The following is a 17,983-nucleotide window of genomic DNA, read 5'->3' on the forward strand; positions in this document are numbered from 1 at the left end:
AGTAAAGTGGAGGCAGACCTGAATCTGGCCGGAAGAAAGGGGTACGCGTGTTCCTTGGCACGTACGCCCCCCGGCTCGACGAAAAAGGTCGAATCATTCTTCCCGCGAAATTTCGGGAGGAACTCTCCACCGGCGTGGTGATGACGCGCGGGCAGGAACACTGCATCTACGTGTTCAGCACCCGCGAATTCGAAACGCTCCATGACAAGATCCGTCAGGCCCCGGTCACGAGCAAGCAAGCTCGCGACTACCTCCGGGTGTTCCTGTCCGGAGCGAGTTCCGAAACGCCGGACAAACAAAACCGCGTCACCATCCCCGGCAATCTCCGCAGCTATGCGGGGCTTGACCGGGAACTGACCGTCATCGGCGCTGGCAGCCGAGTCGAGATTTGGGACAGCGAAGCGTGGGCCACATACCTCGCCGAGCAGGAAACCTCGTACGCCAACACGACGGAGGAGGTGATTCCGGGACTCTTCTAGCCCCTGGCGCCTGACTCCTCGCCGTTTTTGCCCTGACACACTTCCCCGGTGCCAGGACGAAATGGAGGGGAATCAGGCCTCACGGACTTTCCCGGCATTATGGCCAGCAACGACATCCCCAGCAACAAGATCCACACCCCGGTACTGCTCGAACGCTGCGTCGAGCTGCTTGCCCCCGCGCTCGAACAACCCGGAGCCGTGCTCGTCGACGCGACGCTGGGAATGGGCGGTCACGCCGAAGCGATCCTGTCCCGCTTTCCGGGGCTCACGCTCGTCGGCCTCGACCGTGACACCGAGGCCCTCGCCATCGCCGAGGAACGCCTCAAGGGATTCGGCGACCGGGTCCACCTGGTGCACACCGTCTATGACGGCATCGGCGAAGCCCTCGACGGGCTCGGCATCACCGAGGTCGCCGGCGTCTTGTTCGACCTCGGCGTCTCCAGCCTGCAGATCGACCGGGTCGAACGCGGCTTTTCCTACTCGAAGGATGCCCCGCTCGATATGCGCATGGACGGCACCGCCGGCCTGACAGCCGCGAGCATCCTCGCCGATTACAGCGAACGCGACCTCAAGCGCATCTTCCAGGACTACGGCGAAGAGAAACTGTCCGCCCGCTACGCCAAGGCCATCGTCGAAGCTCGCGAAACGACTCCCTTCGTGCGGTCGGCACAGCTCGTCGACGTGATCACGAAGGCGACCCCGGTCGTCGTTCAGCGGCAGGGCCACCCGGCCAAACGAGTTTTCCAGGCGCTCCGCATCGAGGTCAACCAGGAGCTCGCCGTGCTCGAGCGGGCCATTCCCGCAGCGCTCGAGCGCGTGCAGGTCGGTGGACGCATCGTCGTCATGGCGTACCAGTCGCTCGAAGACCGCATTGTCAAACGGGCCCTCTCCGCGGCATCCGGTTCAACCGCCCCCGCCGGCCTGCCGGTGGAACTCCCCGAACACAAACCGCTCTTCACCCTGCTGCTGCGCGGAGCCGAACTGGCATCCGACGAGGAGAAGGCCATCAACCCCCGCGCAACGCCGGTTCGGCTGCGCGCTGCTGAACGACTGAGAAGGGCCGCCGCATGAGCGACAACCTGGCACGCGTATCTTTTGCGGTCGAACGTGAAAAGTTCGAGTCGCCGGAGCGTCGCCCCTTTCGCATCGTCTCGTCGAACCCGAGACGCCGGGCGCGTCCGCGCATCTTCTATGCCCTCACCGCGGTGGCCGGCATGGCTGCGATCATCGTCGCCCAGCTGCTCCTGAGCGTGGGCATCTCCCAGGGAGCCTACGAGATCTCCAGCCTTCAGTCGAGCCAGTCCGAACTCGGCCGCACGGCCGCGGGCGTCAGCGAAGACCTCGTGCGGGTATCCTCGCCGCAAAGCCTCGCCGCCAACGCCGAGGGACTCGGCATGGTCACCAACTCCAACCCCGTCTACCTGCGCCTGTCCGACGGCGCTGTTTTGGGCGCTCCGGCCTCGGCGTCGGGTTCGCAGGCCGGGGCGGCCAGCCTCGTTCCGAATGCCCTGCTGACCGGCAGCGCCCTGCTGTCGCAGCTGCCCGACGACGCCGCGGCGGCAACGGGCGCTGTCGCGATCACGAGTGCTCCGGTAGTTCCTGCAGGACTCGCGGCGCCCACTACCCGATAGTTTCTCCGTGTCGACCATGATGGGCAGATGAGCGTGCGCAACAGCAGTGCCCGAACCAACCCGACCAACACCCGGTCCAGTCGTCGGCGCACCTTTTTCACCATCGTCGTGCTGTTCGCCGTCATCGGTGTGTTCGTGGTGCGACTCGTCGATATTCAGGTGGTGCAGGCCGATTCGCTCACCAAGGACTCCGTGGGAAACCGTTCCGTCGGCCAAGTGATCTATGGCTCGCGCGGCGAGATCGTCGACGGGAACGGTGTGGTGCTTGCCGGAACGGTCATGCGCTACAACATCACCATGTCGCCGGTCAACGCCACCCCCTTCAAACGCACGGTCGACGGAAAAAAGGTCGAGGTTTCGGTGGCCGAGGCGGCCGCCGAAATCGGTGCCGCCACCGGGCAGACCGGTGACGCCATTCTGCTGACTATTTCCACCGCCCTGGAGGCCAACGCTAAGGCCAATTTCGCCTACATCGCCCAGAAGGTCGACGTCGACGTGCTGCGCGCCGTGCAGGAGCTGCACATTCCGTGGACGTACTCCGAGAACAGCCCGAGCCGGGTCTACCCGAACGGGGCCGTCGCCGGCAATCTGCTCGGCTTTCTGTCGGGGGAGGGAGTGCCGCAGGCCGGCCTCGAATCCGGGCAGGACGCCTGCCTGGCCTCCACCAACGGTTTGGAAACCTATGAAAAGGGAGCCGACGGCGTGCGCATCCCGGGGAGCAGCGTCAGGAGCACCGAGGCCGTTGATGGCGGCGACGTCGTCACCACCATCGACTCCGACCTGCAATGGTTCGTGCAGCAGACCCTTGCCGCTCGGGCGCAAGAGACCGGAGCCGCCTGGGCGAACGCGGTCGTGCAGGACGCCAAGACCGGCAAACTTCTCGCCGTCGCCGACTACCCCTCGGTCGACCCGAACAATGTGGGCGGTACCGAAAACCCCGACGATCGCGGATCCCGGGCCTTCACCCAGTCTTTCGAACCGGGGTCGACCTTCAAAGCGCTCACCGCGGCATCCGTTCTCGATGCCGGCGTTGCCACACTCGATACCGGCGTCGTCTCGCCCTACCGCTACCTGCCCTCCAACGGCGCCAATATCAATGACAGCCACTCGCACCCCGACCAGAACATGACCCTCACCGGGGTGCTGATCGACTCCAGCAACACCGGCATGTCCAAGTTCGGCGAGATGCTCACCAATCAGCAGCGCTACGACTATATGAAGGCTTTCGGAGTGGGCACCGCCACGGAGACCGGATTCCCGCGCGAAGACGGCGGCATTCTGCACCCCGCCGACGAATGGGACAACCAGACCAGCTACGCGACCATGTTCGGGCAGGGCCTGACCACGAGCGCCCTTCAGATCGCCAGCATCTACCAGACCATCGCCAACGACGGCGTGCGCATGCCGGTGCAACTGGTGGAGGGCTGCAGGCAGGCCGACGGCACGCTGACCAATGTGCCCGATGCCACCGGCACCCGGGTGCTCTCCGAAAGCGCGGCGAACGACACGAGCGACGTGCTCGAGATGGTCTATCAGAAGAGCTGGGTGAACAGTAAGTGGAATATTCCGGGCTATCGCGTCGCCGCCAAGACCGGCACCGCCCAGATGCCTGACGGGCACGGGGGGTATTCCAGCGGGTACCTCGTTTCGGTTTCCGGGTTCGCCCCGGCCGACGATCCACAGTACGTCGTCTCGGTCAGCATCGCCGATCCTGTTAAACTGAACACATCTGCCGCACCGGCTCCGGTCTTCCAGGAGATCATGAGCCAGGTTTTGAAAAAGTACCGGGCGGTTCCCTCCGGCGCGAGTGCGCCCGATCTCCCGTCCACCTGGTAAGAAAGCGAGCCCTGCGTGTCTGAATTGGCGCCGTCGGCTCTCCGTCCCGAGCATCCCGTTCCGCGGTCGTTGTCGGGATTGGTTGCCGAATTTGATCTAGAACTACGTGGAGACATCGACGGTCTTGAAGTCACCGGGGTGAGTCTGAGCTCCCGCACGGTGCAGCCCGGTGACCTCTACGTCGGTGTACCCGGAGCGCACCTGCACGGAGCCACCTTCGCCGCCGCCGCGGCAGAGGCCGGTGCCGTGGCTATCCTGACCGACCAGGCCGGGGCGCTGCTGGCCGCGGGCAGCGGGCTCCCCGTGCTCGTCACCCCGGATGCCCGCGCAGCGCTCGGCGCCGTCTCCGGGTGGATCTACCGCACCGCCGACAACCCGGCGACGCTGTTCGCGGTGACCGGCACGAACGGCAAGACCAGCGTGGTCTACCTGCTCTTCGGCATCCTGAACCAGCTCGGCATCGTCTCCGGGCTGACCTCCACCGCCGAGCGCCGCATCGGCGACCTCGCCGTGACCAGTGCGCTGACCACCCCGGAGGCGAGCGAACTGCACGCCCTGCTCGCCCGCATGAACGAGGCCGAGGTGCGCGCGGTCGGCATCGAGGTGTCGGCCCAGGCGCTCAGCCGCTACCGGGTCGACGGGCTGGTCTTCGACGTCGCCGCGTTCACCAACCTCAGCCACGACCACCTCGACGACTACGCGGCGATGGACGACTATTTTCAGGCCAAGCTCGAGCTGTTCCAGCCCGACCGCTCGCACCGCGGCGTCGTCACCGTCGACACCGACTGGGGCCGGCGCATCGCCGACGAATGCCGTATCCCGGTCACGACGATCACCAACCACACGGACATTGACGCCGACTGGCGCATGACCGTGGTCGGTGAAACCGCCAGCCACACCGATTTCGTGCTCGACGGGCCGGACGGCCGGCGCCTGCGCACCCGGGTTCCCCTGCTCGGCTGGTACATGGCTGCGAACGCCGCCCTGGCCATCGTCATGCTGGTCGAATCCGGCTTCGACCTCGAGGCGATTCAGCACACCCTCGACCGCGACGGCGGCATCGTCGCTTACATTCCCGGCCGGGCCGAGCGCATCTCCGGCGACCGGGGCCCGCTCGTCTATATCGACTACGGGCACAGTCCGGACGCCTTCCTCAATATCCTCGCGGCCCTGCGCAAATTTACCCCCGGCAAGCTGATCATGCTGTTTGGCGCTGACGGTGACCGTGACACCACGAAACGCGCCGATATGGGCGCGATCGCTGCCCGGGGCAGCGATATCGTGGTCGTGACCGACTTTCACCCGCGCTACGAAGACGCCGCGAGCATCCGTGCTGTCTTGCTTGACGCAGCGCGCGCGGCCGTTCCCGACGGCGAGTTCTACGAGGTGGCCAACCCTCGTGCGGCATTCCGCACGGCGTTGTCACTGGCACATGAAGGAGACACCATTCTGTATGCCGGCCCAGGCCATGAGGACTACCACGAGGTACAGGGCAAGAAGCTGCCCTACTCCGCCCGCGAGGATGCCCGCGAAGCGCTGCGTTCGGCGGGGTGGCTGTAAATGATTGCCCTCTCCCTGACCGAGATCAGCGAGGCCGTCAACGGTGCGCTGCACCTGGCCGGTCCGGCCGAAGCCGCTGACCAGATCAGCGGCTCGGTACAGACTGACTCCCGCCTGATCGAGCGAGGCTCCATCTTCGTTGCCAAGCCCGGCGCGGTGACCGACGGCCACCTGTTCGCGCCGGTCGCCGCCGAGCGCGGTGCCGCCCTGTTGATCGTCGAGCGCACGCTCGACCTGCCGGTCACCCAGATCGTCGTCGCCGATGCCGTGGCCGCGCTCGGCGCCCTCGCCGCGGCCGTGGTTGCCCGGGTACGCGCCGCCGGAACGCTCAAGGTTGTCGCCGTAACCGGCTCGAACGGCAAGACCACCACCAAGAACCTGCTGCGCAGCATGCTCGAACGGGTCGGCCCGACCGTCGCCCCGCGCGGATCCTTCAATAACCAGGTCGGCGCGCCGATGACCATGCTCGAGGTCACGGCCGAGACTCGTTTTCTCGTGATCGAGATGGGTGCCAGCAGCGAAGGTGCGATCGCGCACCTGGTGCGCCTGGCCCGGCCAGACGTGGGGATCGTGCTGACCGTCGGCCTCGCCCACGCCGGCGAGTTCGGCGATCTTGATGCCACCGTTCGCGCCAAATCCGAGATGGTCACCGACCTGCTGGAAACGGATGTCGCGGTGCTGAATGCAGACGATCCGCGCGTCGCGCAGATGGCCGCGCTCACCCCGGCCCGCATCGTGCGCTTCGGCGAGTACGGTCAGGTCGACGTGCGCGCGAGCGACCTGCATGGAGGCCGCACCGGCACAACGTTCACCCTGCACCTCGCCGGCGGGCAGAGCGCTCCGGTCGTGTTCCGGGTGCTCGGCGAACACCACGTTATGAACGCCCTCGCCGCTGCCGCCGCCGCTGAAGTACTCGGGGTCTCGCTGCCCGACATCGTCGCCGCGCTCGAGGCCACGACTCGGGCCGAACGCTGGCGCATGGAGGTTCTCGGCGGCAAGGACGATGTCACCGTCATCAACGACGCCTACAACGCAAGCCCCGACTCGATGAGCGCCGCGCTCAAGACTCTCGCCCAGATCGGTACCCCCGGAAAGCGCACCATCGCCGTGCTCGGCGAAATGGCCGAACTGGGCGAACTGGCCGGTGAGGAGCACGATCGTATCGGCCTGCTCGCCGTGCGCCTCAATATCTCGCAGGTGATCGTGGTCGGGCGGGGTGCCCGCCGCATGCACATCAGCACCATCAACGAGGGGTCCTGGGACGGTGAGTCTGCCTATGTCGACACGCCGGACGAGGCCTTCGAACTGGTGCGCAGCTCAGTGAATCCGGGCGATACCGTGCTCGTCAAGTCATCCAACTCCGCGGGTCTGCGGTTCCTCGGCGATCGACTGGGAGACTTGTTCTCGTGAGAGTCCTGCTACTGTCCGGCGCGTTTTCACTCGCCTTCACCCTGTTTCTGACGCCGCTGTTCATTCGGCTGTTCAAGAAGTTCGGCTGGGGCCAGTTCATTCGCGACGATGGGCCGAAGAGCCACCACGCCAAGCGCGGCACGGCCACCATGGGCGGAATCATCATTATCCTGGGTGTGTTGATCAGCTATTTCACCGCCATGCTGATCGAGCAACGACCGTTCACCCCCTCGCCGCTGCTCGTGCTGTTCATGATGGTCGGCCTCGGACTGGTCGGGTTTCTCGACGACTTTCTGAAGACCCGCAACCAGCGCAGTCTCGGCCTCGGCGGCTGGTCCAAGGTGCTCGGGCAGGTCATCGTCGCCGGCGCTTTTGGCGTGCTGTCGCTGCAATTCGTCGACCGCAACGGTCAGACCCCCGCCTCGACGAGCGTGTCCTTCATTCGGGACCTGCCGCTTGACTTCATGAAACTGGGCACGTTCATTGGCATCGCCGTGTTCCTGCTCTGGATCTGTCTGATCGTGGCCGCGACCTCGAACGGAGTGAACGTCACCGACGGTCTCGATGGCCTCGCCACCGGAGCATCCATTTTCGCCATTGGATCCTTCGTCGTGATCGGGTTCTGGCAGTCCAACCAGAGCTGCTTCGGGGGAGCGGATGCCGCCGACCAGTACAAGTGCTACCTCGGCCCCGACTCCTTCGACCTCGCCATCGTCGCCGCAACCATCGTCGGCGGCCTGATCGGGTTTCTCTGGTGGAACACCTCACCGGCCAAGATCTTTCTCGGCGACACCGGCTCGCTCGCCCTCGGCGGGGCGCTGGCCGCCCTCGCCATTCTCAGCCGTACCGAACTGCTCCTCGTGCTCATCGGTGGCCTGTTCGTGATGGAAGCCGGCTCGGTCATCGTGCAACGCGCGTACTTCAAGATCACCCACGGTAAACGCATCTTCCTGATGAGTCCGGTCCATCATCACTTTGAGCTCAAGGGCTGGGCCGAAGTCACGGTCGTCGTGCGGTTCTGGATCATCGGCGGCCTGCTCGTCGCCGCCGGTGTCGGCTCGTTCTACCTCGAATGGCTGTCGCAATAGTGAACTCTGAAACCCCCGCTGCCGGCGACCGCCTGAACGGGCTGGTCAGCTGGCACGCCGACTGGCGAGGCCTGCGCGTCGCCGTGCTCGGTCTCGGCGTGACCGGCTTTGCCGCCGCCGATACCCTCGCGGAACTGGGCGCCGACGTGCTCGTGCTCGCCTCGCCGGGCGCCGACGAACGCTTCGACCTGCTCGGGGTTCTCGGGGTGCCGTTCGTGCAGGCTGACCTGCGTCAGGTGCCGGCTGAGCTGGCGGCGCAGCTACCGGAATTGATCATCGTCTCGCCGGGATTTCACCCAGATCACCCCCTGCTGCTCTGGGCGGTGGAGCACAACGTACCGGTCTGGGGCGACATCGAGTTGGCCTGGCGGCTTCGCGACAAGGTCGGCACTCCGGCCGAATGGATGCTCGTCACCGGCACCAACGGCAAGACCACCACGGTACAGCTGACCGCCACGATGCTTGCCGCGCACGGTAGCCGGGTCGCCCCCTGCGGCAATATTGGCGTGCCCGTACTTGATGCCATTCGTGACCCGCAGGGCTGGGACGTGCTCGTCGTCGAACTGTCGAGCTACCAACTGCATCACCTGCCCGCAAGCGGCCCGGGCGCCTTGCGTCCCTGGGCCAGCCTCTGCCTCAACATCGCCGATGATCACCTCGACTGGCACGGCTCCGCTGCGGCCTACCGCGCGGACAAGGCGAAGGTCTACCTGAACACGGCGGTGGCCTGCGTCTACAACACAGCGGATGCCGCGACCCTCGCGATGGTGGAGGACGCCGAGGTGCAGGACGGCGCCCGCGCGATCGGTTTCGGTCTCGGCGTGCCCGGACCGAGCGAATTGGGTATCGTCGATGGCATCGTCTGCGACCGGGCCTTTCTCGAGGACCGCTTCGAACGGGCCCTGGAACTGACCACCGTGCCGCACCTCGTCGCGGCCGGGCTCGGCGCCCCGCACGTGATCATGGACGTGCTTGCCGCGAGCTCCCTGGCCCGGTCGTTCGGGGTCGAGCCGGCGACCATCCACCGCGCGCTCGAAACCTTCCACCTCGACGCACACCGCATCGAAACGGTCGCGATCGCCGACGATGTGGAGTGGATCGACGATTCCAAAGCCACCAACCCGCACGCCGCCGATGCCTCGCTGGCGGCCTATGAGTCAGTCGTGTGGGTGGTCGGCGGGCTGCTCAAGGGCGTCGATATCGCCGAGCTCGTGCAGAAGCACATCGGCCGACTACGCGGCGCCGTCATCATCGGCGTCGACCGGGTGGCAGTCCGCGAAGCATTCGCGCGACACGCCCCCGACCTGACCGTGTTTGAGATTGACGCGAACGACACTGTATCCAACGGCGGCGAACAGGTGATGACGGCTGCGGTGCGGCTGGCAGCCTCGATCGCGCAGGCCGGCGACACCGTTCTGCTCGCACCGGCCGCCGCATCGATGGATCAGTTCGAGAGCTATGCCGAACGCGGCCGGCTTTTCAATCAGGCAGTACACGACTTCTTGGGCAGGTGACGCGGATGGTACAGGTGCCTCGCAACCCCGCCTCTCGCCCGGCCGGGCAGAACCAGGGCAGCACGGGCGCCACACCCGGAAAACGCCCCAATCCGGGGGCGCGCCCCGGGCGCCCGGCGCGGATTCCCGAACAGGCGGTGGCGGGCGGTGCACAGGTCCGAATCAATCTCGGTCGGGTGTTCAAGGCCGAGGGCGGCAACTACTTTCTGCTGCTCGGCACCACCCTGTTCCTGGTGGTTTTCGGTCTCATCATGGTGCTGTCGTCGTCGTCGGTCGATTCCTTTCTGGCCGATATGGGCTTCTTCGGCGGGATCCTGCGCCAGGGTATGTTCGCTCTGATCGGCATTCCGCTCATGCTCGTCGTGAGCCGGCTGCCGCTCGCTTTTTGGCGTCGCGTGGCCTGGCCGGCGATGCTGATCACCTGCTTCTTTCAGTTTCTGGTCGTGGCCACCGGCCTTGGCGTCGGCACCGGCGGCAACACCAACTGGCTGAACATCTTCGGCATTCAGTTTCAGCCGTCCGAGGGCATCAAGGTTGCCCTGGTCATCTGGCTCGGCGTGATCCTCTCCAAGAAGCAGCACCAGCTGCACGACTGGAAGCACGTGTTCATTCCAGTCTTCGGTGTCGGCGGCGGCGCAGCATTTCTCGTCATGCTCGGCGGTGACCTCGGAACCACGATGATCATGGCCGGCATTTTGTTCGGTGCCCTGTTCTTCGCCGGCGTCAAACTGCGCCTGCTCGCCGTACCGCTGCTGGTCGGCGTTGGCGCAGCGGTTGTGCTGGCGATTGCGAGCCCCAACCGGCTGACTCGCATCACGAGCTTTCTCAACGAGGGCTGCACGGAACTGGTCGGGGAGATCTCCTCAAGTTGCTGGCAGCCGCTGCACGGCACCTGGGCCCTGGCCAACGGAGGAATCTTCGGCGTCGGCCTCGGAAACTCCAAGGCCAAATGGTCCTGGTTGCCGGCCGCTGACAACGACTACATCTTCGCCATCATCGGCGAAGAACTCGGCCTGATCGGCTGCATCGTCGTTCTCGGCATGTTCATTCTGCTGGCCTTCGCCTTTTTGCGCATTATGCGCGCGGCCACGACCGTGCAGGCCAAGGTCTCCACCGCCGCCGCCATGGTTTGGATCATCGGACAGGCCTTCGTCAACATTGGCGTAGTGCTCGGGGTGTTCCCCGTGTTGGGTGTACCGCTGCCGCTCATCTCGGCCGGTGGTACCGCCCTGCTCACCACCCTCGTCGCGATCGGCATCGTGCTCTCCTTCGCCCGCGGCGACCGCTCGAGCGACGCCGAGAGCGCCTTTCACGACACCGATCTTATTGAGGCTGACCGAGCATGACTACCTACCTTCTGGCGGGCGGCGGCACCGCCGGCCACGTCAACCCCCTGCTCGCCGTCGCCGACCGCATCCGCGCCAGCGAAGCGGATGCCACGGTGTTGGTTCTCGGCACCGCCGAAGGTCTCGAGGCGCGCCTGGTTCCGGCCCGCGGCTACGAACTCATCGTCGTTCCCCGGGTGCCGTTTCCGCGCCGGCCGAACCGGGCGGCCCTGGCCTTTCTGCCTCGCTTCAGCGCGGCCGTGCGCGGAGTGGCCGCGGTCATTCGCTCTCGCAAGGTCGACGTGGTCGTGGGCTTCGGCGGGTATGTCTCCACGCCGGCCTACCTCGCGGCCCGGCGTGCGGGGGTGCCGATTGTCATCCACGAGGCCAACGCCAAGCCGGGCCTGGCCAACAAACTCGGCGCCCGCCTGACCGAGTACGTCGGTGTCGCTTTCGCCGGCACCCCGATTCGGCACGCCCGCTTCGTCGGAATGCCGCTCCGGCCCGAAATCGAACAGCTCGACCGGTCGGCCGTTCGCGCCGAGGCCCTCGCGTTCTTCTCGCTCGAGGCCGATCGTCCCGTGCTGCTGGTCACCGGGGGATCGCTCGGCGCGCGCAAGCTCAACGCGACCATTCTGGCCTCGGCGCCCGCGCTCGTGGCCGCCGGCTGGCAGGTGCTGCACATCACCGGGTCCAATTCCGAGATCGTCGACCCCGGCGTGCCGGACTACCACCTGGTCGCCTACTGCGATCGCATGGACCTGGCCCTCGCCGTAGCCGATTTCGCCGTGACCCGGGCGGGAGCGGCGACGGTCAGCGAACTCTGCGCGCTCGGCATTCCGGCCGTATACGTGCCGTATCCGGTCGGCAACGGCGAGCAGCGCTTTAATGCCGCGCCGGTGCTGGCCGTCGGCGGCGGTGTGCTGATCGATGACGCGGACTTCGTGCCGGCCTGGGTTCGCAGCGAGCTGGTGACCCTGTTGGGTGACGGGCCGCAGCTGGCGAAGATGGGGCGGGGGGCGGCATCCGTCGGTGTGCTGGACGGCACGGCCCGCATGCTCGACCTGGTGCACGGGGCGCTCACGACCTGAGTGTCGGTCGGCGCGCGTAACCTAGTGCCCGCACGAACTGTTTTATTTGCTTCGATCGAGAAGAGCGCACCACCGTGATCAAACCAGACCTCACCCTGACCATTCCCGAGGACCTCGGACGTGTGCACTTCGTGGGCATCGGAGGCTCCGGAATGAGCGGAATCGCCCGCCTGTTCCTGAACCAGGGCTATACGGTCACCGGTTCCGACGCCAAGGATTCGCCCAACGTGCAGGCGCTGCGGGAACTCGGTGCGAGCGTGTTCATCGGTCACGATGCGGCCAATGTCGGCGAGGCCGACACCCTCGTCGTCACCGGCGCGCTCTGGCAGGACAACCCGGAGTACGTGCTCGCCAATGAGCGCGGCCTGCCGGTGCTGCACCGCGCGCAGGCCCTCGCCTGGCTCATTCGCGAGCACCGCCTCGTTTCCGTCGCGGGCGCCCACGGCAAGACCACCTCAACCGGAATGATCGTCACCGGGCTGCTCGGCCTCGGCCAGGACCCGAGCTTCGTCAACGGCGGCGTGATCGAATCCCTCGGGACGAGTTCCGCCAGCGGAGCCGACGACCTGTTCGTGGTCGAAGCCGACGAATCCGACGGCTCCTTCCTGCTGTACCACACGGCGGTAGCCCTGATCACAAACGTCGACCCCGACCACCTCGACCACTACGGCTCGCTCGAAGCGTTCGAGGCCGCGTTCGTCCAGTTCAGCACCAAGGCCAGCGAGCTCGTCGTCATCTCCTCCGACGATGTCGGCGCCGTGCGGGTCACCGCAACGATCACCGCCGGCCGGACCGAAGCGGATGTCGCCGCGCGCGTGATCACGTTCGGCGAGCACCCCGAGTCCACCGTTCGCGTCCACTCCATCACCACGACCGTTCCGGTGAGCTTCAGCGTCGCCTGGCAGGGTCAGGATTACAGCGCCACCCTGCGCATTCCCGGCAAGCACAACGCCATCAACGCGGCCGGCGCCTTCGCCGTGCTGGTCGGGCTCGGCTTCGAACCTGCGGCGAGCCTCGACGCGATCGCCGGCTTCGGTGGCACTCAACGCCGGTTCGAACTGCACGGCACCGTCGGCGGCGTCAGCGTCTACGATGATTACGCCCACCACCCGACCGAGGTCGCCGCAGCCCTCGCGGCCGCGCGCACAGTCGTGGGGGAGGGCCGCATCATCGCGGTGCACCAACCACACCTGTACAGTCGCACCCGCCTGTTCGCCCAGGAATTCGCCGACGTGCTCGAGAACTTTGCCGATCAGACCATCGTGCTCGCGGTGTACGGCGCCCGCGAAGACCCGGAGCCCGGCGTGACCGGAGCGCTCGTGTCCGAGCGGTTCCGCGAACCGTCGCACGTCGCCTACGTGCCGGACTGGCAGGATGCCGCTGATTACCTCGCCAGCATCGCCCGCGAGGGCGACTTCGTGGTCACCCTTGGCTGTGGTGACGTGAACCGCATCGTTCCCCAGCTGCTCGCTGCACTCGAACAGGCACGCGGATGAGGTGGCGGTGAGGCGGCCGGCCGGCTTCGAGCGCCCGGCCAAGGCGACCCCGACCCCAGCGGCGAAACCGACTCGGGTTCAGTCGGACGCTCCGTCGACCGCTCAGCCCACTCCAGCGGCGAAACCGGCTCGCTCTAAGTCGTCGGCTCAGGCGACTCCAGCGGCGAAGCGCTCGCGTGCCCGGCCGCAGGCGGAGCCGAACCAGAAATCCGACGGCCCGACCGGCGCCGCCGCGGGTTCGGTAACGACCCCGAAGGCGTTCCCCCGGGGAGGCACCGGCGGGACGAGCGGGTCGCATGACCCCTCGACGGTGTCGTCGACACCGTTCGTAAAGCCGTCCTCGAAGCCGTTGCCCCAGAACTCGTCGACACCGTCCGCAAGGTCGTTCGATGGCTCCGACACGACGACGGAGCCGATAGTCATCCCGGGGGCCGGAGCATCCGGTTCACCGGTTTCAGCAGATCTGAGCGCGCCTGTCACCGCGGCAGACCTGGCCGCACTCACGACCCCCCGGTCAACGACGGGCGCAGCAATCCCGGCGACGCCCGTGACCCGGCGGACGTCGACGACGGCCGCGCCCGCCGGACTGCCGAGCGGCGGAACCGCCGGGGTCCGCGCAGCACGGTCGGTCTTGCGGGCAGCTCAGCGCGCCCGCAAACGCTTCGAACGCGCGGAGGTGCGTCGGTTCACCGGGCGTACCCGGCGCCGTCGTATCGCCTGGATCGTCGGGGGCGGCAGCGTCGCTCTCGCCTTTGGTCTCATCATCGGCGCCGCCTACTCGCCGCTCATGGCGCTGCGCACGATCGAGGTCGTCGGCACCAGTCGCATTCCCGCTGGCGACGTCGCGGCCGCCCTCGCCGACCAGCTCGGCACCCCGTTGCCGCTCCTCGACGCGGACGAGGTCAAGACCGAACTCTCCCAGTTCAAGCTCATTCAAAGTTATGTCACCGAGAGTCGCCCGCCGGGCACGCTCGTGGTGCGGGTCATCGAACGGGTTCCGGTGGGCGTCCTCGCTGGTGCGACCGGCTTCGACCTCGTCGATGCCGCCGGCGTCGTTGTGGAAACAACGCCGGAGCGCGCCGTCGGCTACCCGCTCATCGAAGCTCCGGATGGCGTCGACAGCGCCGGATTCACCGCCGCTGCCGCCGTGCTCGCCGTGTTGCCCGAAAGTATCCGCACGCAATTGGATTCCGTCACCGCCGTCACCACGGATGACGTCACGCTCAGCCTGCTCGGCGGCGAACGGGTGGTCTGGGGCAGCGCGGAGAAGTCGGAGTACAAGGCCGTCGTGCTCGCCGCTCTGCTGGTCGGCCACCCGGCCGGCACGGTCAACGAGTACGACGTCTCCTCGCCCGACAGCGCCGTGCTGCGCTAGTTCGCCGTGAGCCCACCGCGACCGATTTGGGAAGCAGTCACGGTAACTAACGAACCGCAGCAGCGACCATCCGCTTTGGGCGCGGGCGGGGTCGCGAGCAGCGTTGGCGCATGAGGCGCAAAATAGACGGCCAAGCGGCTCGCAAGGAGCCGTGCGGAGGGTCGCGGCAACGGATTCTGCGTGTACTTCGCGACACGCGGGCGTGCCTCCCCATTCGCGCGCCTCGCCCGCATACTTTCGTAATCAGGAATTGCATACTCAGCATAACTTTAAACCTCGACTAGAGGTTTAGGGTTCCACCCGGAGGCCGGACGTGTCAAACAATCAAAATTATCTAGCCGTCATCAAGGTTGTCGGCATCGGCGGTGGTGGCGTCAACGCCGTCAACCGCATGATCGAACTGGGCCTCCGCGGTGTCGAGTTCATCGCCATCAATACGGATGCCCAGGCTCTGCTCATGAGCGACGCCGACGTCAAGCTCGACGTCGGTCGTGACCTCACCCGCGGCCTCGGTGCCGGTGCGGACCCCGAGGTGGGTCGCCGCGCCGCGGAGGATCACGCGGAAGAGATCGAGGAGGCCCTCGCCGGGGCCGACATGGTCTTCGTCACCGCCGGTGAGGGTGGTGGCACCGGAACCGGTGGCGCCCCCGTCGTCGCCCGCATCGCCAAGTCGATCGGTGCCCTCACCATCGGTGTCGTCACCAAGCCGTTCGGCTTCGAGGGCAAGCGTCGTCAGGCTCAGGCCGAGACCGGCGTTGCCTCGCTCAAGAACGAGGTCGACACCCTCATCGTCGTGCCCAACGATCGCCTGCTCGAGATCAGCGACCGCGGCATCAGCATGCTCGAGGCCTTCGCGACCGCCGACCAGGTGCTCCTCGCCGGCGTGCAGGGCATCACCGACCTGATCACCACCCCCGGCCTGATCAACCTCGACTTCGCCGACGTCAAGTCGGTCATGCAGGGCGCAGGATCCGCACTCATGGGTATCGGCTCCGCTCGCGGCGCCGACCGTGCCATCAAGGCTGCCGAACTGGCCGTGGCCTCGCCGTTGCTTGAAGCCTCGATCGATGGCGCGCACGGCGTGCTGCTGTCGATCCAGGGTGGCTCCAACCTTGGAATCTTCGAGATCAATGATGCGGCCCGCCTCGTGCAGGAAGCAGTGCACCCCGAAGCGAACATCATCTTCGGTGCCGTCATCGATGACACCCTCGGCGACGAGGTACGCGTCACTGTTATCGCCGCCGGCTTTGATGGCGGCGAGCCCGGCGCCAAGGCGGTCGAGGTGCGGCGTGCCGACCTCGTCGCTGCCGGCATCGCGGCCGGTGCCGGTACGGCAGCCGGAGCGGCCTCCGCTGGAGCAGCCGGCGCGCCGGCCACCGACTCGGGCAGCTACAGCGATGGCGAGCTTGCGGCCTCAGTCTGGGGTGGTTCCGACTCCGCGAACGGCGTGACCGTGGCTGACCCGGCCTTCGAAGAAGAGGCCGACGACCTGGACATCCCCGACTTCCTCAAGTAGGACGAGATCCCTCCCGGGGCCGACTGAGTCGGCCCCGGGTATCGTGCCTTAATCGCCTGAAACGAAACGAAGCGAACATCATGAGCATGGTATCTCCAGGCGCGGCACCGGTCGATCTGGCCACCCGTCTCGAAACCGTGCGCGCTGGTGTGACCGACGCCGCCCGTGAGGCCGGTCGCGATGCGGCCGAGGTCACGATGATCGTCGTCACCAAGTTTCATCCGGTGTCGCTGATCGAAGCGTTGTACGCCCTCGGGGTGCGCCACGTGGGGGAGAATCGACACCAGGAGGCGCAGTCCAAGGCCGCTGAGCTCGCCGAGCTCGACCTGACCTGGCATTTTGTCGGACAGGTGCAGGGCAAGAAGGCGCGCCAGGTGCGCGCCTACGCCGACGTCATCCACTCGGTTGATCGGGACTCGCTCGTGGCCGCACTCGCCTCGGGGGAATCGACCATCGACTGCTTCATTCAGGTCAATTTAACGGATGATGCGGCTCGCGGCGGCGTGGATCCCGCGAACCTGCCGGCCCTGGTCGACACCGTTCTCGCCGCGCCCGGCGTGCACCTGCTGGGGCTCATGGCCGTTGCGCCGCTGGCGGAGGAACCACGCCGCGCGTTTGCGCGCGTGCGCGAGCTCAGTGAGCAGATTCGCAGCCAGGCCCCCGCGGCGACGGCGCTGTCGATGGGTATGAGCCAGGACTACGCCGCTGCCGTGCTCGAAGGGGCGACACACCTAAGAATTGGCACCGCAATCACCGGTAATCGTCCGGCGTTCAGTTAATCTCGAAGAAGCAAACCAACACGGAGGTCGACATGTCCAACCCGCTCAAGAAAACCATGGTCTACCTGGGTCTGGCAGACGAAGAGCTGGAGTACCAGGCGCCCGCCGGCGCCCAAGGTGCTGCCAACACGAACCACGTGAGCGCGGTGCCGGCCCGTGGGCACGACAACACGCCCCACGGTACCGCCGCGCACTCCAGCGCAGCCCAGAACACCGCCGGTCGTGCACCGGTCACCCCCCTGCGCAAGACTTCGACCCCCCAGAATGTGGTTGCGTCCGAAATGAATGAAATTCTCACCGTTCACCCGCGCGCTTACAAGGACGCCCAGGTCATCGCCGAATCCTTCCGTGACGGCATCCCGGTCATTATCAACCTGTCGCAGATGAGCGACGGCGACGCTCGCCGCCTCATTGACTTCGCCAGCGGCCTGTCTCAGGGACTGTACGGCAAGATCGAGCGGGTCACCGCCAAGGTCTTCCTGCTGTCGCCGTCCCACGTCGTCGTCTCCGGCGACAGCACGACCGAAGAGGGCGCTGAGGACAGCTCCTTCTTCGCGCAAGGCTAAACTGAACTGTGACTGGTATACCGATTCTCGGGAATCTCTTCTACTTCCTGTTCTTTATGTACTTCCTCGTGCTGTGGGGTCGATTCATCATCGACCTCGTGCGCGGCGTGAATCGTTCGTGGCGGCCGCAGGGCTTCTTGCTCGTGCTGGTGGAGCTCGTCTACACGCTGACCGATCCGCCGGTGCAGTTCTTTCGAAAACTGGTACCGCCGCTTCGGATCGGTCCCATCGCGTTGGATTTCGGTTTCACACTGACGATGCTGTGCTGCATCGTGGGCATGTCTCTGTCGGGCTTACTGTAAATAGCCCCACCGGGG

At 66.3% G+C, this 17,983-nt stretch carries 17 protein-coding genes; 16 read left to right on the forward strand and 1 reads right to left on the reverse strand.

Annotated features, from left to right (window positions below):
* The first annotated feature begins 47 nt into the window (after positions 1-47).
* The 11 genes from mraZ to murC all read left to right on the forward strand — a co-directional run bounded on the left by mraZ (position 48) and on the right by murC (position 13,430).
* Positions 48-479 carry a division/cell wall cluster transcriptional repressor MraZ gene (mraZ, locus tag E3T46_RS09460; RefSeq protein WP_092339873.1) on the forward strand — a complete coding sequence of 144 codons (432 nt, stop codon included), beginning with the start codon at positions 48-50 and terminating at the stop codon, positions 477-479.
* Between the two features lie 99 nt (positions 480-578).
* Complete coding sequence (rsmH, locus tag E3T46_RS09465) at positions 579-1,550, forward strand: 16S rRNA (cytosine(1402)-N(4))-methyltransferase RsmH (RefSeq protein ID WP_134578414.1); 972 nt, start codon at positions 579-581, stop codon at positions 1,548-1,550.
* On the forward strand, positions 1,547-2,110 hold the full coding sequence (locus E3T46_RS09470; protein ID WP_134578344.1) for a hypothetical protein: 564 nt from the start codon (positions 1,547-1,549) through the stop codon (positions 2,108-2,110). The genes rsmH and E3T46_RS09470 overlap by 4 nt, the downstream gene beginning before the upstream one ends.
* 27 nt (positions 2,111-2,137) lie before the next feature.
* Entirely contained in the window at positions 2,138-3,946 is a 1,809-nt protein-coding gene (locus E3T46_RS09475) for a penicillin-binding protein 2 (protein ID WP_134578345.1), read from the forward strand.
* A 15-nt stretch (positions 3,947-3,961) separates the two neighbouring features.
* Positions 3,962-5,506, forward strand: coding sequence for a UDP-N-acetylmuramoyl-L-alanyl-D-glutamate--2,6-diaminopimelate ligase (locus E3T46_RS09480; RefSeq protein WP_134578346.1), 1,545 nt, complete (start codon positions 3,962-3,964; stop codon positions 5,504-5,506).
* Positions 5,507-6,916 carry a UDP-N-acetylmuramoyl-tripeptide--D-alanyl-D-alanine ligase gene (murF, locus tag E3T46_RS09485; protein ID WP_134578347.1) on the forward strand — a complete coding sequence of 470 codons (1,410 nt, stop codon included), beginning with the start codon at positions 5,507-5,509 and terminating at the stop codon, positions 6,914-6,916.
* Positions 6,913-8,004, forward strand: coding sequence for a phospho-N-acetylmuramoyl-pentapeptide-transferase (gene mraY, locus E3T46_RS09490; RefSeq protein ID WP_092450543.1), 1,092 nt, complete (start codon positions 6,913-6,915; stop codon positions 8,002-8,004). The genes murF and mraY overlap by 4 nt, the downstream gene beginning before the upstream one ends.
* Positions 8,004-9,518, forward strand: coding sequence for a UDP-N-acetylmuramoyl-L-alanine--D-glutamate ligase (gene murD / locus E3T46_RS09495; RefSeq protein WP_241980576.1), 1,515 nt, complete (start codon positions 8,004-8,006; stop codon positions 9,516-9,518). The genes mraY and murD overlap by 1 nt, the downstream gene beginning before the upstream one ends.
* 5 nt (positions 9,519-9,523) lie before the next feature.
* On the forward strand, positions 9,524-10,864 hold the full coding sequence (gene ftsW / locus E3T46_RS09500) for a putative lipid II flippase FtsW (protein ID WP_134578349.1): 1,341 nt from the start codon (positions 9,524-9,526) through the stop codon (positions 10,862-10,864).
* Positions 10,861-11,934, forward strand: a complete 1,074-nt coding sequence (locus tag E3T46_RS09505; protein ID WP_134578350.1) for a UDP-N-acetylglucosamine--N-acetylmuramyl-(pentapeptide) pyrophosphoryl-undecaprenol N-acetylglucosamine transferase — start codon at positions 10,861-10,863, stop codon at positions 11,932-11,934. Before ftsW ends, E3T46_RS09505 begins: the two co-directional genes overlap by 4 nt.
* Before the next feature lie 74 nt (positions 11,935-12,008).
* Positions 12,009-13,430 carry a UDP-N-acetylmuramate--L-alanine ligase gene (murC, locus tag E3T46_RS09510; RefSeq protein WP_134578351.1) on the forward strand — a complete coding sequence of 474 codons (1,422 nt, stop codon included), beginning with the start codon at positions 12,009-12,011 and terminating at the stop codon, positions 13,428-13,430.
* A gap of 147 nt (positions 13,431-13,577) precedes the next feature.
* On the opposite strand, the gene E3T46_RS09515 is transcribed toward murC, so the two are convergent.
* A complete protein-coding gene (locus E3T46_RS09515) occupies positions 13,578-13,853 on the reverse strand; it encodes a hypothetical protein (protein WP_134578352.1) in 276 nt (91 codons plus the stop codon).
* A gap of 124 nt (positions 13,854-13,977) precedes the next feature.
* On the opposite strand from E3T46_RS09515, the gene E3T46_RS09520 reads away from it, so the two are divergent.
* The 5 genes from E3T46_RS09520 to E3T46_RS09540 all read left to right on the forward strand — a co-directional run bounded on the left by E3T46_RS09520 (position 13,978) and on the right by E3T46_RS09540 (position 17,968).
* Positions 13,978-14,805: an FtsQ-type POTRA domain-containing protein gene (locus E3T46_RS09520; RefSeq protein ID WP_134578353.1), complete on the forward strand. Its 828-nt coding sequence runs from the start codon at positions 13,978-13,980 to the stop codon at positions 14,803-14,805.
* 313 nt (positions 14,806-15,118) lie between these two features.
* The gene (gene ftsZ / locus E3T46_RS09525) at positions 15,119-16,321 is read left to right on the forward strand and encodes a cell division protein FtsZ (RefSeq protein WP_134443110.1); all 1,203 of its coding nucleotides are present in this window, start codon (positions 15,119-15,121) and stop codon (positions 16,319-16,321) included.
* 80 nt (positions 16,322-16,401) lie between these two features.
* Positions 16,402-17,100 carry a YggS family pyridoxal phosphate-dependent enzyme gene (locus E3T46_RS09530; protein WP_134578354.1) on the forward strand — a complete coding sequence of 233 codons (699 nt, stop codon included), beginning with the start codon at positions 16,402-16,404 and terminating at the stop codon, positions 17,098-17,100.
* Between the two features lie 32 nt (positions 17,101-17,132).
* Positions 17,133-17,666 (forward strand): cell division protein SepF, encoded by a 534-nt coding sequence (sepF, locus tag E3T46_RS09535; protein WP_134578355.1) that lies wholly within the window; start codon positions 17,133-17,135, stop codon positions 17,664-17,666.
* An 8-nt stretch (positions 17,667-17,674) separates the two neighbouring features.
* Positions 17,675-17,968, forward strand: coding sequence for a YggT family protein (locus tag E3T46_RS09540; RefSeq protein WP_241977903.1), 294 nt, complete (start codon positions 17,675-17,677; stop codon positions 17,966-17,968).
* Positions 17,969-17,983: the final 15 nt, after the last annotated feature.

It is taken from the genome of Cryobacterium sp. Hh11 (genome assembly GCF_004404045.1).
Classification (GTDB): domain Bacteria; phylum Actinomycetota; class Actinomycetes; order Actinomycetales; family Microbacteriaceae; genus Cryobacterium; species Cryobacterium levicorallinum.

What these genes read in the sequence shown, in the direction of transcription:
- E3T46_RS09505 (WP_134578350.1), top strand. Translation starts at nt 10,861, where the DNA reads ATGACTACCTACCTTCTGGCGGGCGGCGGCACCGCCGGCCACGTCAAC.
- ftsW (WP_134578349.1), top strand. Translation starts at nt 9,524, where the DNA reads ATGGTACAGGTGCCTCGCAACCCCGCCTCTCGCCCGGCCGGGCAGAAC.
- sepF (WP_134578355.1), top strand. Translation starts at nt 17,133, where the DNA reads ATGTCCAACCCGCTCAAGAAAACCATGGTCTACCTGGGTCTGGCAGAC.
- E3T46_RS09470 (WP_134578344.1), top strand. Translation starts at nt 1,547, where the DNA reads ATGAGCGACAACCTGGCACGCGTATCTTTTGCGGTCGAACGTGAAAAG.
- E3T46_RS09515 (WP_134578352.1), bottom strand. Translation starts at nt 13,853, where the DNA reads ATGACTATCGGCTCCGTCGTCGTGTCGGAGCCATCGAACGACCTTGCG.
- murF (WP_134578347.1), top strand. Translation starts at nt 5,507, where the DNA reads ATGATTGCCCTCTCCCTGACCGAGATCAGCGAGGCCGTCAACGGTGCG.
- E3T46_RS09475 (WP_134578345.1), top strand. Translation starts at nt 2,138, where the DNA reads ATGAGCGTGCGCAACAGCAGTGCCCGAACCAACCCGACCAACACCCGG.
- E3T46_RS09530 (WP_134578354.1), top strand. Translation starts at nt 16,402, where the DNA reads ATGAGCATGGTATCTCCAGGCGCGGCACCGGTCGATCTGGCCACCCGT.
- rsmH (WP_134578414.1), top strand. Translation starts at nt 579, where the DNA reads ATGGCCAGCAACGACATCCCCAGCAACAAGATCCACACCCCGGTACTG.